Here is a 14075-nt window from a genome sequence, read left to right as displayed (position 1 = left end):
GCGGGCGACCCGCCGACGAGCATCATTTCGATGGCGGGAACGGACTGTTCACACCCCGGAAACCCGGTGTCCGCGGCCATCCCTATGATCGGAGTCAGGTCCCCCCGACCCCCCACGGTGCCCACCCCGGGCGCATCGCGACGCTCGCGTGCGCTCAAAATCTCGGAGAAGAGTCTGTGACGACGCATCCCTCGGTCCCGGTTCTGCGTGATTCCCACCGGACGGGGACGATCCGCTCCCTGCTCTCGGCCGCGCTCGTCGGCGCGCTGTCGCTCGGCGCGGTCGGTCTCGGCGTCCCCGCCTCGGCCGCAGTGAGCCCGGATGCCCCGGTCGTCATCAACGAGGTGTACGGCGGTGGCGGCAACAACGGCGCCACCCTGACCCACGACTTCGTCGAGCTGGTCAACGTCAGCGACGCACCGGCGGCGCTGACGGGCTGGACGCTGCAGTACGCCTCCGCCACCGGCGCATTCTCCCAGCAGTTCCCGCTGACGGGCACCATCCCCGCACGCGGCCACTTCCTCGTTCAACTCGCTGCGGGCGACGGCGGAACCACTCCCCTGCCCACCCCGGACGCCACCGGCTCGCTGGCGCTCGGGGGCACCGCGGGCAAGGTGGCCCTCGCGTCCGACACCACGGCGGTCAGCGGCCCGGATGCGGCGAACGTCGTCGACTACGTCGCGTGGGGATCGAACGCCACTCCCGCGGCCGGCACCCCCGCGCCGGGGGCGACGAACACGACGAGCGTCTCTCGGGATACCGCGCACACCAACACCGCCGTCAACGGGGCGGACTTCACCGCGGGAACTCCCACCCCGCGGAACTCGCAGGGGGCCGCCGAACCCGCCCCCGGGCCGACCCCGGAACCCACACCCACCGAACCCGCGCCCGAGCCCACGCCGACGGACCCGGCGGTCGTGACGATCGCCGGCATCCAGGGCACGGGACCGTCGAGTCCGCTCGGCGGTCAGACCGTGACGACCGAGGGTGTCGTGACGGCGCACTACCCCACGGGCGGTTTCAACGGGTACGTGATCCAGACGCCCGGCACGGGCGGCGCGCTGGATCTCGCCACCCACACCGCGTCCACCGCCGTGTTCGTTTTCGCGCCGCAGGCGGTCTCGGAGGTCGCCCTCGGGCAGACCGTCCGCGTGACCGGAGTGGTCGGTGAGTTCAACGGCCTGACGGAGCTGACCGTCGGGCCCAGCGACGCGCAGGTGATCGCCGACGCGGCCGAGCCCGTGCCCGCCACCGTGGGGTGGCCCACCGATGACGGCCAGCGTGAGGCACTCGAGTCGATGCTCGTGCAGCCGCAGGGCGCCTTCACCGTCACGAACACCTTCACGACCAACCAGTACAGCGAAGTCGGACTCGCAGCTGGCGACGAGCCGCTGCGCCAGCCGACGGATGCCGCGACCCCGGGCAGCGGCGAGGCGGCGGCCGTCGCAGCTGACAACGCGGCGCGTGCCGTGACCCTCGACGACGGTGCGTCGACCAACTTCCTGAGCGCCGCGAACAGCGGGCTGACCCCGCCCTACGTGTCACTGACGGAGCCGGTGGTCGTCGGCGGTGCGGCGCGCTTCGCCGCACCCGTCATCGTCGACTGGCGCAACGGCGCCTGGAAGCTCAACCCCACGCGCGCGCTGGTCGGCGACGGCTCGGGCGGCGACGACGGCGTGGAATTCTCGAATCCCCGTACGGCGGCTCCCGCCGGCGTGGGGGGCGCTGTGAGCGTCGCATCCTTCAACGTCTTGAACTACTTCACGACGCTTGGAGACAGTGACCCGTCGTGCGAACCATTCGTAGACCGCACCGGCAACGGCAACAACGTGGACGAGGGATGCCTGCAGCGGGGCGCTTGGGATGCGGCGGACTTGGAGCGCCAGCAGGACAAGATCGTCTCGGCCATCACGACCCTCGACGCCTCCGTCGTCGGGCTGATGGAGATCGAGAACTCCGCGGCGGTCGGTGAGACCCCGGACGAGGCCACAGCATCGCTCGTGGACGCGCTGAACGACGCGGCCGGAGCAGGCACGTGGGACTACGTCCGATCCTCGGAGGAGCTGCCGCCCGTCACGGAGCAGGACCTCATCACCAACGCGATCATCTACCAGCCGGCGCTCGTCGAGCCCGTCGGACCGTCCCGCGCCCTGGGCGCCCTGAGCGACGGCGACGAGGCGTTCAGCAACGCGCGTGAGCCGATCGGTCAGGTGTTCGAGCCCCTCGCCGGAGGCGACCCGTTCCTGTTCGTCGTGAACCACTTCAAGTCCAAGGGATCGGCCGGACCGCTCCCCGGCGACGAGGACAGCGGTGATGGACAGGGGGCATCGAACGCTTCCCGGGTGGCGCAGGCGACCGCGCTGCGGGACTGGGTCACCGACATCCAGGGTGATACCGCCTCCGTGATCCTTGCCGGGGACTTCAACTCCTACGGCCAGGAGGACCCGCTGCAGGTGCTCTACGCGGGGGGTTACGCGGACGCGGAGGCTGCCTTCGAACTGGGCGAGTCGAGCTACTCGTTCCAGGGACTGTCGGGCTCACTCGACCACGTGCTGCTGAACGAGGCGGCGCTCGCACGCGCCACCGGCGCCGACATCTGGAACATCAACTCGGGCGAGTCCGTCGCTCTGGAGTACAGCCGCCACAACAACCACGGCGCCCTCTTCCACGAGCCCGGCCCGCACCGCTCATCGGACCACGACCCCGTCAAAATCGGCCTCACCGCCGAGGAAGCACCGGTCGAGATCGACATCCTGACCATCAACGACTTCCACGGTCGACTGGAAGCGAACCCGTCCGGTGACGAAGCGGGTGCTGCGGTGATCGCCGGGGCCGTGAAGGCGCAGGAGGCGGAGAACCCGAACACCTTGTTCGTGTCGGCCGGTGACAACATCGGGGCATCGACGTTCACGTCGCTGATTCAGGACGACAACCCCACGATCGACACCCTGGTGGCATCGGGGCTGGACGTGAGCGCGGTGGGTAATCACGAGTTCGACCGGGGGCTCGATGACCTCGTGAACCGGGTCATCCCGCGGTTCGGGGGGAACACCGACCCGGCGAATGTGACCGCCGAGCAGCGTGCACTTGGTGAGGCGTACGGCCTCGGGGCGAACGTGTACGCGAAGGGCACCGCCGATCCGGTGCTTCCGGAGTACGTGATCAAGGAGCAGGACGGTGTGGGGGTCGCCTTCATCGGGACGGTGACACCGGACACGGCCACGATGGTCGACCCCGCCGGGGTCGCGACGATCGAGTTCGGCGACCAGGTGGAAGCGGCCAACCGGGTCGCCGCCGAACTGGCAGCGCGGGATGATGTGGACGTCATCGTGCTGCTGACCCACTCCGGCGCCGCGACCTCCGGCGACTGCGCGGCCCTCGCCGCCGATCAGGCCGGGTTCGGGGCGCTGGCGACCGGCGCGTCGGCGGAGATCGACGCGATCGTGTCGGCGCACACGCACCAGACCTACGCGTGCGACGTACCCGTCGATGGGGCTGCGGGTCAGACCCGCCCCGTGATTCAAGCGGCGGAGTACGGCAAGGCGATGGGCAAGCTCGACATCGCCTACGACCGGGTCCGCGACGAACTGGTCTCCATCGATGGAAGCACCTTCCCCTTGAAGGGCGCGTACCCCGCCGACGCCGGCATCCAGGCGACCGTTGACGCGTACGTCGCCGAAGCCGACGTGCGCGGTGCCGTACCGGTCGGGGAGATCAGTGGCGACATCCTCCGCGGCGGTGCCAAGCCCGGTGATGACCGCGGGGTGGAGTCGTCGATGGGGAACTGGGTCGCCGACGTGTACCTGTGGGCCACCAGTGACAACCCGCAGTTCGCGGGCACCCCGGCCCAGATCGCGTTGATGAACCCGGGCGGACTGCGAGCGGACCTGCTCCGCGGCGAGGACGGCATCGTCACCTACAAGGAAGCGGCCCTGGTACAACCCTTCGCCAACACCCTGGTGACGGTCACCCTCACCGGCGCGCAGATCCAGGAGATCCTGCAGCAGCAGTGGAAGGCGACCGGCGACCGACCCAAGCTGCACCTGGGGGTCTCGGACGGGTTCAGCTACGAGTACGTCGAGGATGCGCCGCCGCCCGGGCAGGCCGCACCGCGGAGCGGGCGGGTGGTCTCGATGAGCTATCAGGGTGAGGCGATCGCTCCGACGGACACGTTCACCGTCGTGACGAACTCGTTCCTCGCCAACGGCGGCGACGGATTCGCCACGTTCGCCGAGGGCACCGACCGCACCGACACCGGTCAGGTCGACCTCGACGCGACGCTGGCGTACTTCGAAGAGTTCGACGTGGTCGACCCCGCGCCGCTCGGTCGCGCGATCCTGTCCCTCGTCGGCAACCCGGGTCAGAACCCGGGGACGCCGCCGACGCCGGTCGACCCCGGTGTCACCCCGCCCGCGGCCGGTCAGCAGACGGGTGGCGAGTGGGCCGACGTCACGCTCAGCAACGGCGGTCGCGTCGAACTGGGCGGCGTGCTGCGGGTCACCGTCAGCGACCTCGACCCCGGGCAGCAGATCGCCGCGACTCTGTTCAGCGACCCGATCATCGTCACCGGCATCCCCGCGGCCGACGCCTCCGGCGTCACCTCGTTCTCGATCGCGATCCCCGTCGACTTCGACCTCGGCACCCACCGCCTGGTCATCACGGCAGCCGGACTCGACCCCATCCAGGTCGGCGTCACCGTCCTCCGATCCGGCACCCTCGCGGTCACCGGTGCGGAACTGCCGTGGGGTGTCGCCCTGGCGGGCGGGTTCCTGCTGGTGGCCGGCGGCCTGGCGTTCGTCCTCCGGCGCCGGACCGCCGCGTCGCGCTGACGCGTGCAAGGCGGCCCCGGTCTCCCGTGCGGAGAGGCCGGGGCCGCGTCGTATCGTGGGTGCATGACGGTCCAGGTCGTGCTCGTCCACGGCATCCGCACGTCGGCGACCATGTGGCGCGCCCAGGTCGCGTACCTCGAAGGCCGCGGCACGCCCGTGACGGCGGTGGACTTGCCGGGCCACGGCACGAGGATGGCCGAAACGTTCACCCTCGACGGCGCATTCGAGACGATCGACACCGCCGTGCGCGCCGCCGCCGAACGCGGCCCCGTGCTCCTGGTGGGACATTCAATGGGCGGGCTGCTGTGCATCGAGTACGCCGGTGCAACGGACCCGCCGCCTCTTCACGGCTTCATCGCCGCGTCCTGCACCGCCATCCCCCGCGGCTTGGGCCTGGCCACCTACCGCGCACTGGCACGGGGATTCGACGCGCTTCCCGGGCGGGGGCTGCGCATCACGCAGTACATGCTGGAGAAGACCCTCCCCGCCGAGACCCGTGAGGACTTCGGCGCCGGCGGTTACGCCTTCGATGCGCAAGACACCGCCATGGCCAGCCTTTCCGTGCTGGACCTGCTCACGGCGCTGCAGCGGATCCACGTTCCCCTGTGGTTCGTCAACGGCCAATACGATCAGCTGCGATTGAACGAGCGACTCTTCCGCAAACTCGCCCCGCACGCCGAAATGGTCATCGTTCCGCGCACCACTCACCTCGTCTCCGCCATGCGTCCCGAGGTCTTCAACGCGGTACTGAACCTGGCGATCACGACCCTTGAGCACAACTGATAGACTCGGTCATTGGCTTGCGTGTGGGTCCCACCCCTCACGACCGCTGCGTGGCACCCCTCTACTGTCATGCAGCATTGACCAGACAACTCCGAACGAAAGACGTCGACCGTGGCGAATATCAAGTCGCAGATCAAGCGCAACAAGACCAACGAAAAGGCGCGTGCGCGCAACAAGGCCGTCAAGAGCCAGCTGAAGACCGAGGTGCGTCGCACCCGCGAGGCCATCGCCGCCGGCGACAAGGCCGCCGCGGAGAAGGCGCTCATCACGGCGACCAAGAAGCTCGACAAGGCCGTGAGCAAGGGCGTCATTCACGAGAACCAGGCAGCGAACCGCAAGTCGGCCATCGCCAAGCAGGTCGCGGCTCTCTAAGACCCGTTTCGAAGGCCCGCTCCGTTCGCGGAGCGGGCCTTCGGCGTACCTGCGCCGCGTCAGGCGGCGAACGGTGCGCGGGTCGCGATGACGGTGATCATGCGCTCCAGGGCGAAGATCGGGTCTCGTGAGGCGCCCTTCACCTCGGCGTCGGCCCGCGCGGTGGCATGGATGGCCATGCCGAGGGTGACCTGTGACCACCCGACCAGGTCGCGGCGCGCGCGATCGACCTGCCAGTCCTTCATGCCCAGCCGCGCAGCCAGGGCTCCCGAAGGCTCCCGGCTCCCGGCGACTCGCGCCATCGTCCGGAGCTTGAGGGCCACCGCGGCCACGAGCGGCACAGGGTCGGCGCCGGAGGCCAGAGCGTGCCGTAGCGCGAGAAGCGCGTCTCCGTAACGTCCGGAGATCGCCATGTCGGCGACGGTGAAGGCTGATGTTTCCACCCGTCCGCCGTAGTAGCGCTCGACGATCCGGTCGTCGATGTCGCCGGGAACGTCGGAGATCAACTGCTGGCACGCGGACCCGAGCTCGGTGAGGTCGTCCGCGAAGGCCGAGACGAGCGCCCGGAGCGCCGTGGGCGCGATGCGTTTGCGCGCCGCGGAGAACTCGCCCGCAGCGAAGTCGTATCGGTCGGAGTCGCGCTTGATCGCCGGGCAGGCGATCTCGATGCCGCCGCCCTGCCCCGCTCGGATGGCATCGAGCAGCTTCTTCCCGCGCACGCTCGCGCCGGTGTGCCGCAGCACGACGGTGGCACCCTCCTGGGCTTGCGAGAGGTAAGAGACCGCCTCAGCCAGGAAGACGTCCGAGCACCGTTCCACGCCCGACACGCGCACCAGGCGTGGTTCACCGAACAGCGAGGGGGACGTCACCCCCAGCAGCGTCCCGGCGACATAGTCGTCGGCGCGCACGTCGCTGACTTCCAGGCTGGGGTCTTCCGCCTTCAGGAACTCGCGAATGCCCCCGATCGCCCGTTCTGCGCACACTTCTTCCGGCCCCGAGACGAGCACGATCGGAGCCGGCTGCGGGTTCCGCCACGACACCTGCGGGATCGCGGAGCGCGCCTTGGCGGGGGCGCTGCGGCGTGGTGTCGAAGCCATGCATTCAGCCTAACGATCGGCGGGGACGCTGCGCTCACGCCACAGTCGCAGCGCCTCCCCCTCCCGCCACACGGCGACCGCTCCGTCGGTGTCCGATCGGACGATGCGCGTGCCGTCGGCGCGGAGAAGATCCAGAAGCGTCTCGCGCGGGTGGCCATAGTCGTTGTCCGGGGCGACGGGGATGAGAGCGAGTTCGGCGCCTGCCTCGTCGTAGAGCTCGGCGTCCTGATCCGCACTGCCATGGTGCGCGACCTTCACGATGTCGTAGTCGCCCAGCTCCGAGGCGGCGCGCAGACGCGTCTGAGCCTCTTCCCCGAGGTCTCCGAGCAGGAGAGTGGAGGGGACGCCTCCTCCCGTCACACCGATCGCGACGCTGGCGTCGTTGCCCGGCTCCCGCACGGATCGCGCCGGCCAGAACACGCGAACGGCCGATGGCCCGAGCCGGCCGGAGTCGCCCGCGGCGACCTCACGCCGCGCGGCACCGCCCGCCTCGAGCGCCGCGAGAACCCGTTCGCCGTCGGCATCAGGCGGACCGTGCCAGACCGTCCCGACCCGGCCGGCCAGCGCCTCCACCCCTCCGACATGGTCGGCGTCGAAGTGGGTCAGCACGAGGAGCTCGACCTTCTCGATGGCGAACCGATCGAGGCATGCGCGAAGCGGCGTCGGGTCCGGCCCGGTGTCGACGAGCGCCACCGCCTCCCCCGAGCGGAGGAGCACGGCATCCCCCTGCCCCACCTCGCACAGGGCGATCTGCCATCCGACGGGCACCGTCCACGGCGCTGCGACGCTGACCAGGGCTGCCTGTCCCGCGGCGAGCCCGCTCGCCAGGGCCAACACCGCCCAGCTGATCCCGCGCACCGCACGCCACTGGCGCATGCGCGCGGGTCGGGTGACGATCACCGCGAAGATCGCTGCAGACAGGAGCGCGAGCGTGCCGACGCCGAGAGGACCCTCGATCCACGGAATGCGCTGAGCGGGGAGGGCGGCGATCGTCTCCGCGACGCCGGCGATCCAGGATGCCGGAAGCCAGGCGACCGCCACGAGGCCGTCCTGCAAGACGGGAATCGGTGCCGCGAGGCACGCGAAGAGACCCACCACGGTGGCGAGTGGGGCAGCCGGCCCCGCGAGCAGGTTGGCCACGACCCCGAGCACGGGAACGTGCGGGTCGAGGAGGATCAGGAGCGGGGCGCACGCCAGCTGAGCCGAGAGCGGAACCGCGATCGCCGCGGCCAGCAGCCGCGGTATATGACGCGACAGACCCGCCGCGAGCGGTCTGGCCAGGAGAAGCAGGGATGCGGTGGCGGTGACCGACAGGGCGAAGCCCCACGTCACGGCGAGCCACGGGTCGAACATCAGGAGGAGGGTCACTGCCGCGCTGAGCATCCCCATCCCGGCTCCCGAACGTCCGAGTCCCACGGCGATCATCGCGATCGATGCCATCGCGGCGGCGCGCACCACGCTGGGCTCCGGGGTGACGAGCAGGACGAACAACCCCAGCGCCCCGAGCCCCGCCGCGATGCGCACGGCCCGACGTGCCCCGCACAGTGCCGCGCAGCCGAAGGCCAACCCCACGACGATCGCGCAGTTCGCGCCGGACACCGCTGTGAGGTGCGTCAGCGACGAAACGGTCATCGCATCCTCGAGCCTCGCGGCCACCCCAGCGGTATCGCCCACCGCCAACCCCGGAATCAGCCCGGCCCCGGGGCCCGGCAGGCGCTGCGCCGATTCTGCGAAGCCTCTCCGCACGCCCGACAGCGCCTGCCAGATCCCCGTGGGCGGCGTGAGCGTGTCGATGGGCTCGGTGGCGCGCACGATGGCCACCGCACGATCGCCCGGGTCGGCCCCCAGCGACGCTCCGTGTACGCGGATGGTCGCCCCCAGGTCGACCCCGGCAAGCGAGCCCGCGTGATCGGCGCTGACGCCGACGCGTACCGAGACGTCATGGGATGCGGTGCGACTTCCCGCCCGGATCGTGTGCGCGGTGGCATCGAACCACACGTCCCCGGATGGCGCGGGGTCCAGTCGCCCGGTGACCGTTGCCACCACGTCCAGGGGCCGGCCTTCCAGGCCGGTCACAGAGGTCGCGGCCTCCCGCGGCGGCTGGGCCCCGGCGACGTGGAGGCAGGCGCTGCCGGCGACGGCGAGACCGACGGCGGCGATCCCGAGCCAGGGCCGAGGATGCCGGATCGAGGCGACGACGGCAGACGCCGCCGCCGCCCACAGCCCGAGCCCGGCGAGACCTGCCGCGGTGGGAAGGAACACCGCGAACGCCGCCGCGCCCCACGCGGTGACCGCAACGGGTACGAGCCGGAAGCCGCGGCTGAGGTTCACACCCGCACCTGCTCGCGGAGGCCGGCGAGGAGCTTCTCGCCGATCCCCGGCACGGCAAGCAGATCCTCGACGCTGGCGAAAGGTCCGTGATCCTCCCGCCAGGCGAGGATCCGCTCGGCCAGCGCCGGTCCGATGCCGGGGAGCTCTTCCAGCGCGCTGATGTCGGCCGTGTTGAGGTCCACGACCACGTCCCCCGCTTCGCCCGGTGGGGCCGGTGCGGGCGCGGCGCCGACGACGGGCACCAGGATCTGCTCGCCGTCTGCGACCGGGCGTGCCAGATTGATGGAGCCGCGGTCGGCGTCCGCAGCGAATCCACCGGCTGCTGCGACCGCGTCCACCGCGCGCGCACCGGACGCAAGCGTGTACAGTCCCGGCGCAGCCACCGCGCCGGCCACGTGGACGTACACCGCATCCGCGGTCTCCGCCTCCGCGCTCGCCCGGACCGGTGAGGGTGCGACCGTCTCGGCTCCACCGGCCGCACCGCGGAACATCCCGATTCCCACCGTGATGGCGAAGGCAGCCAGCACCACCACGATGACCGCCCCCGCGCCCCATCGGCGGCGGACGCGGGTGCCCTCAGATGGTGACGCCACCCGCGACACGCTAGGCGGCGGGATGCGGCCTCCCCGCCCCCCGCCGGCATCCCGTGGATGACGCCTCGCGGACGCCGGCTGGGGAGGAGGCTACTTCGTGGCGAAGCTCACGACCTTCGGCGGGCGCACCACCGCACGGACGATCTCGCGGTCACCGAGCGCCCGCTGCACCTTGACGTCGGCACGGGCGCGCGCCTCCAGATCGGCGGCGTCGATGCGTGCCGGCACTTCGAGCGTTCCGCGCACCTTGCCGTCGACCTGAACGACCGCGGTCACCGTCTCCTCGACGAGAAGCGTGGGATCGGGCGAGCGCCACGACACCAGCCCCACGAAGGGCTCGTAGCCGAGCACGGCCCACATCTCCTCCGCCGTGTGGGGCGCGAAGAGGTCGAGAACCATGGCGGTCACCTCGGCGGCCTCGCGGACGGCCGGATCGCTCGCGCCGGCGCCGGAATCGATCGTCTTGCGGGTGGCATTGACGAGCTCCATCAGGCGGGCCACGACGACGTTGAACTTCGTCTGCTCGATCAGCCCGGGAGCATCCGCCAGCAGGCGGTGCGTCACGCGGCGCAGGGCCGCGTCGCCTTCCGCCCACACGACGTCCGTGCGGCTGTCGACGTCGTGGGCGACCCGCATCGCGCGGGCGAGGAACTTCGACGCGCCCGTCGTGGACACGTCATCCCAGTCCTTGTCGTCCTCCACCGGGCCGGCGAACGCCAGCGCGACGCGGAGGGCGTCGGCGCCGTGCGTGTCCAGCTCCTCTTGGAAGAGGACGAGGTTGCCCTTGCTCTTGGACATCTTCGTTCCGCCGAGGATGACCATGCCCTGATTGATGAGGTTCGAGAACGGCTCGGTGAACTCCACCATCCCCATGTCGAACATGGCCTTGGTGACGAAGCGCGCGTAGAGCAGGTGCAGGATCGCGTGTTCGACGCCGCCGATGTAGAAGTCGACCGGTCCCCACTTGTCGGCTTCGCGGGCGGAGAAGGGCTGCGTCTCGTCCCCCGGCGACAGGAAGCGCAGGAAGTACCAGGACGAGTCGACGAACGTGTCCATGGTGTCGGGGTCGCGGCGCGCGGGGGCGCCCGTCTCGGGATCGACGGTCTCGACCCATCCGGTGGCGGCGCCGAGCGGCGAGGTGCCCTTGGGCTTCAGATCGAGGCCTTCCACCGCGGGCAGCTGCACGGGCAGTTCATCCTCGGGCACGGGGATGATCCGCCCGTCCTCGCCGTGCACCATGGGAATCGGCGTGCCCCAGAACCGCTGGCGGGAGATGAGCCAGTCGCGCAGGCGATAGGTCTTGGCCGCACGGCCGCGGCCGGCCGCCTCGAGGATGTCGATGACCCGGGCGATCGCGGTGCGCTTGGACAACCCGTCCAGGGGTCCGGAGTTGATCATCCGGCCTTCGCCGGTCAGCGCCACACCCGTGCGGGCCGGGTCCAGGTCGTCGACCTCCCCCTGCAGCGGGTCGATCGGCACGCCGTCCTCGTCCACGTCGATCACGGGGATGGCGCCGGTCACCGGGGCCATCGTGTCCACGACCACCTTGACCGGGAGGTCGAACGCGCGAGCGAAGTCGAGGTCACGCTGGTCGTGCGCGGGAACGGCCATGACGGCGCCGTGCCCGTAATCGGCGAGCACGTAGTCGGCCGCCCAGATCGGCAGGCGCTCTCCGTTGACCGGGTTGATGGCGTACCGCTCCAGGAAGACACCGGTCTTCGGACGGTCGGTGGACTGGCGGTCGATGTCGGTGGTCTTGCCCACCCGGTCCAGGTAATCCTGGAAGCGCATGCGCACTTCCGCTGATGCGTCGACGACGAGTTCTGCCGCCAGGTCCGAATCGGGGGCCACCACGAAGAACGTGGCACCGTACAGGGTGTCGGGGCGGGTGGAGAAGACCGAGACCGTGCCGGCACGCCCTTCGATCTCGAACTCGATGTCGGCGCCGACGGAGCGCCCGATCCAGTTGCGCTGCATCTGGAGGACCTTGTGCGGCCAGAAACCCTCGAGCTGGTTGAGGTCGTCGAGCAGCCGGTCGGCGTAATCCGTGATCTTGAGGTACCACTGCGTGAGCTTCTTCTTCACGACTTCGTTGCCGCATCGCTCGCAGCGGCCGTCGATGACCTGCTCGTTGGCCAGCACGGTCTGGTCGAAGGGGCACCAGTTGACCGGGCTCTCCTTGCGGTATGCCAGGCCGCGCTCGTACAGCTTCAGGAAGAGCCACTGGTTCCACCGGTAGTACTCGGGGTCGCTCGTGTGGAGCACCCGGCTCCAGTCGAACGAGACGCCGTAGTCGTGGAGGCTCTGCTTCTGCTGCGCGATGTTCGCGTACGTCCACTCCACCGGGTCCGCACCGCGCTGGATGGCCGCGTTCTCGGCGGGCAGCCCGAAGGAGTCCCATCCGATCGGGTTCAGGACGTTGTAGCCCCGGTGCCGCCAGAAGCGCGCCACGATGTCGGAGTACAGGTAGTTCTCGGCGTGCCCCATGTGCAGGTCGCCGGACGGATACGGGAACATCGCCAGCACGTACTTGCGGGGGCGAGAGTCCTCGTCGCCACCCGCGCGGAACGGGTCGTGCGCGGCCCAGAGGTCCTGCCACTTCCGCTGGATCGCGTGCGGGTCGAATCCACCGCTGTCAGCTGCGGTCGAAGGGGTCGTGGTCTGGGACACGGGGAAAGCCAATCTGGAACGTCGGAATCTGCGCCGAGGGCGCCCCTCTCAGGGTACCGGACCCCCGCTCAGCCCAGTCTGGCGGGAGGTGCGCGCCCGCAGCGGCCAGCGGCGCGCGGGCTTTCAACGCCACCTCGGACACCTCGGCGTCGGCGCGGGAGCGCCAGGTGATGCCCCCGCCGGCACCGACGTAGGCGCCGCCCGGGAACGTCACGATGCTCCGGATCACCATCGCGAGGTCGGCGGCGCCGTCGTCGCCGACCCATCCGAAGCACCCCGCGAACACCCCTCGGGGTGCCCCTTCGAGCTCGGAAAGGATCGTCATCGCCGAAAGCTTCGGCGTTCCGGTCATACTCCCCGCAGGAAACGCCGCATCCAGGACGGCGCCGATCGTCGTCCCCGGCTCCAGCTCGCCGGCGATGGAACTGACGAGCTGGTGCACGGCCGGGTAACTCTCGATCTCGAGGAGCCCTTCGACGGTCACGCTCCCCGGCCGGCTGACCCGCGAGAGGTCGTTGCGCATCAGGTCGACGATCATGACGTTCTCAGCGCGCTCCTTGGGATCGGCGCGCAGCTCATCGGCCAGCGCCCGATCCGTCTGCGGGTCGGAGTCGCGCCGGCGCGTCCCCTTGATGGGATGCGTGCGCACCGAGCCGCCCGAGATCTCCAGGAATCGCTCGGGCGTCGCGCTGGCCAGGGCGACGTCGCCGCTTCGCACCAGTCCGCCGTGGTGCGAGGGGGCCGCCGCGCGCAGCCGCGCGTACGCGTCGAGCGGATCCACCGGCTCGGCGACGGAGAAGCGCGTCGTGAGACAGAGCTGGTAGGCGTCGCCGTCGCGGATGCGATCGCGACACCGTTCGATGGATTCGGCGTATTGCGCCGTGGTGTGGCGTGCCGAAGCCGGCCGTGTGCGAGCGGCGGTCGGCACCCCGGGGTCGCGGGCCGCCAACAGCCGTTCCGACAGGTGCGGAACCCGATCCTCCGGTGCGATCAGCCACGCTCGCCGCGCGGCGTGGTCGAAGGCGATCACGTCGTCGACCCGAAGCCACATCTCCCCCGGCACAGGGTCCTCCGCGGGGTGCACCGGCGCGCCGGCCGCCGCGGCGCCGGTTTCGTAACCCACCCAGCCGACCCACCCGCTTCGGAACGCCCCCGCCTCCGATGGGGTCGGGCGCTGCGTCGCATCCACCTCGCGCACCCTCCCGGGATCCGCCTCCGGGCTCCCGACACCGATCCAGCTCCACCCGTCGGCCGCGTCGGGTCCGGCATCCAGCCAGAACACATGCGGGTCGGTCGCGGCCAACGTCGCGAACACCGCCGCCGGGTCGACCCACCGCGGCAGCGGAACGGTCACGGATATGGGCGGCACGCTCCCAGGCTAGAGGGGCTCCGCGGCTCTA

General features: G+C 70.6%; 8 protein-coding genes. 3 read left to right on the top strand and 5 right to left on the bottom strand.

Annotated features, from left to right (window positions below; translation table 11 throughout):
* The first annotated feature begins 176 nt into the window (after positions 1 to 176).
* The 3 genes from AC4FS1_RS03540 to rpsT all read left to right on the top strand — a co-directional run bounded on the left by AC4FS1_RS03540 (position 177) and on the right by rpsT (position 5984).
* Entirely contained in the window at positions 177 to 4829 is a 4653-nt protein-coding gene (locus tag AC4FS1_RS03540) for an ExeM/NucH family extracellular endonuclease (RefSeq protein ID WP_491152694.1), read from the top strand.
* 63 nt (positions 4830 to 4892) lie between these two features.
* Positions 4893 to 5612 carry an alpha/beta fold hydrolase gene (locus tag AC4FS1_RS03535; protein ID WP_491152692.1) on the top strand — a complete coding sequence of 240 codons (720 nt, stop codon included), beginning with the start codon at positions 4893 to 4895 and terminating at the stop codon, positions 5610 to 5612.
* Positions 5613 to 5723: 111 nt separating this feature from the next.
* Positions 5724 to 5984: a 30S ribosomal protein S20 gene (gene rpsT / locus AC4FS1_RS03530; RefSeq protein ID WP_491152690.1), complete on the top strand. Its 261-nt coding sequence runs from the start codon at positions 5724 to 5726 to the stop codon at positions 5982 to 5984.
* Positions 5985 to 6043: 59 nt separating this feature from the next.
* On the opposite strand, the gene holA is transcribed toward rpsT, so the two are convergent.
* From holA to pabB, 5 genes are all read right to left on the bottom strand, one after another.
* Positions 6044 to 7081 (bottom strand): DNA polymerase III subunit delta, encoded by a 1038-nt coding sequence (holA, locus tag AC4FS1_RS03525; protein WP_491152688.1) that lies wholly within the window; start codon positions 7079 to 7081, stop codon positions 6044 to 6046.
* Positions 7082 to 7090: 9 nt separating this feature from the next.
* Positions 7091 to 9412 carry a ComEC/Rec2 family competence protein gene (locus AC4FS1_RS03520; protein ID WP_491152686.1) on the bottom strand — a complete coding sequence of 774 codons (2322 nt, stop codon included), beginning with the start codon at positions 9410 to 9412 and terminating at the stop codon, positions 7091 to 7093.
* The gene (locus AC4FS1_RS03515; protein WP_491152684.1) at positions 9409 to 10005 is read right to left on the bottom strand and encodes a ComEA family DNA-binding protein; all 597 of its coding nucleotides are present in this window, start codon (positions 10003 to 10005) and stop codon (positions 9409 to 9411) included. The genes AC4FS1_RS03520 and AC4FS1_RS03515 overlap by 4 nt, the downstream gene beginning before the upstream one ends.
* Positions 10006 to 10095: 90 nt before the next feature.
* Complete coding sequence (leuS, locus tag AC4FS1_RS03510; protein ID WP_491152682.1) at positions 10096 to 12675, bottom strand: leucine--tRNA ligase; 2580 nt, start codon at positions 12673 to 12675, stop codon at positions 10096 to 10098.
* Positions 12641 to 14044, bottom strand: coding sequence for an aminodeoxychorismate synthase component I (gene pabB, locus AC4FS1_RS03505; RefSeq protein ID WP_491152680.1), 1404 nt, complete (start codon positions 14042 to 14044; stop codon positions 12641 to 12643). The genes leuS and pabB overlap by 35 nt, the downstream gene beginning before the upstream one ends.
* Between the last annotated feature and the right edge of the window lie 31 nt (positions 14045 to 14075).

The organism is Microbacterium sp. Z12_35 (genome assembly GCF_058310475.1).
The sequence above is the reverse complement of the archived record's forward strand: the minus strand, read 5'-3'. Positions and strand labels throughout refer to the sequence as shown.

What these genes read in the sequence shown, in the direction of transcription:
- AC4FS1_RS03535 (WP_491152692.1), top strand. Translation starts at nt 4,893, where the DNA reads ATGACGGTCCAGGTCGTGCTCGTCCACGGCATCCGCACGTCGGCGACC.
- holA (WP_491152688.1), bottom strand. Translation starts at nt 7,081, where the DNA reads ATGGCTTCGACACCACGCCGCAGCGCCCCCGCCAAGGCGCGCTCCGCG.